Raw genomic sequence first — 1,242 nt, forward strand, 5'->3', positions numbered from 1 at the left:
ACCGTCACCCCACCCACGACCCCGACCGAACAACAGATCACCGACATCTTCACCACCATCCTGACCACCACCAACCCGATCAGCACCGACGACAACTTCTTCGACCTCGGCGGCAACTCCCTCCAGGCAGCTCAGGTGACCAGCCTGGTCGTACAGCGACTCCGGACGACGGTGACCCTGCGCCAGTTCTACGCGGCCCCGACGGTGCTGGCCCTGGGCCGACTGGTCGACCAGGCGGGCGGCGGGGTCGGCGCCGGAGGACTGGCCGCCGCCCCCAGCCCGGACTGGTCCCCGGTGGTGCCGCTACAGGAGGTGGCGGGCACCCAGCCGCCGTTGTTCATCGTGCACGCCGTCTCCGGCTCGGCCTACTCCTACGCCGCACTCGCCCGACAACTCGGCCCGGACCAGTCCGTGTACGGGTTGGAGGCACCGGGCCTGGAGGAGGACGTGGTGCCGCTCGACCGGGTGGTCGACCTCGCCGAGCGTTACGTCCAGGCGGTGCGCCGGACCCGTCCCAACGGGCCCTACCTGCTCTCCGGGTGGTCCATGGGAGGGCTGGTGGCGTTCGAGATGGCCCGGATCCTCACCGACGCCGGGGCCAGGGTCGACCTGGTCCTGCTGCTGGACTCCCCGGTGCCCACCGGATCGGAGCCGCCGGACACGATCGGGACCATGCGGCAGTGGGCGGTGGACCTCGCCGGCATCGTGGGCCGGCCGATGCCGGACCTGGATTTCCTGCACCCGGGAGTCGATCCCGACATACTGCTGGACGAGCTCCTCGACGCGCTGACCGGCGCCGGGCTCGTTCCCGCCGACGTCCGCGACGACCTGCTGCGTCGCTACCGGGTGTTCAGCGCGAACGTACGGGCGAACTACCGTTACCTACCGGACCGGGTGCCGCCGGTGCCGGTACATCTGATCAACGCCGTCGACTCGGATCAGGATCGTGGCTGGGAGCGGTTCCTTCCGGAGGTACCGACCCGGGAGGTTCCTGGCGACCACTACACGATGTGGAGCACGGAGAACCTGCCCGTCCTGGCCGCCGAGATCCGACGGGAACTGGACGCTGCTCGCGCCCGTCGCGGCATCGGCGACGCCGGCCACTGACACCGGACGACGGGCCCGGGGGGGGGCGGGGGGCGCCCCGGCGGCGGCGATGGCCGCGGCCGAGGCGGCGCCGGACGACGTACCGGCGCAGCTGCTCGCCGCCGACATCGAGGTACTCAGCGGTCAGGCGGAGCA

General features: G+C 71.5%; 1 protein-coding gene and 1 pseudogene. Both read left to right on the forward strand.

Annotated features, from left to right (window positions below; translation table 11 throughout):
* On the forward strand, positions 1-1,107 hold a 1,107-nt coding region (locus tag ABGB05_RS36865; RefSeq protein ID WP_347658666.1), incomplete at its 5' end, for an alpha/beta fold hydrolase.
* A gap of 13 nt (positions 1,108-1,120) precedes the next feature.
* A pseudogene (locus ABGB05_RS36870) lies at positions 1,121-1,242 on the forward strand (co-chaperone YbbN); the annotation flags it as partial.

This window comes from Plantactinospora sp. B5E13 (assembly GCF_039871775.1).
Classification (GTDB): domain Bacteria; phylum Actinomycetota; class Actinomycetes; order Mycobacteriales; family Micromonosporaceae; genus Plantactinospora.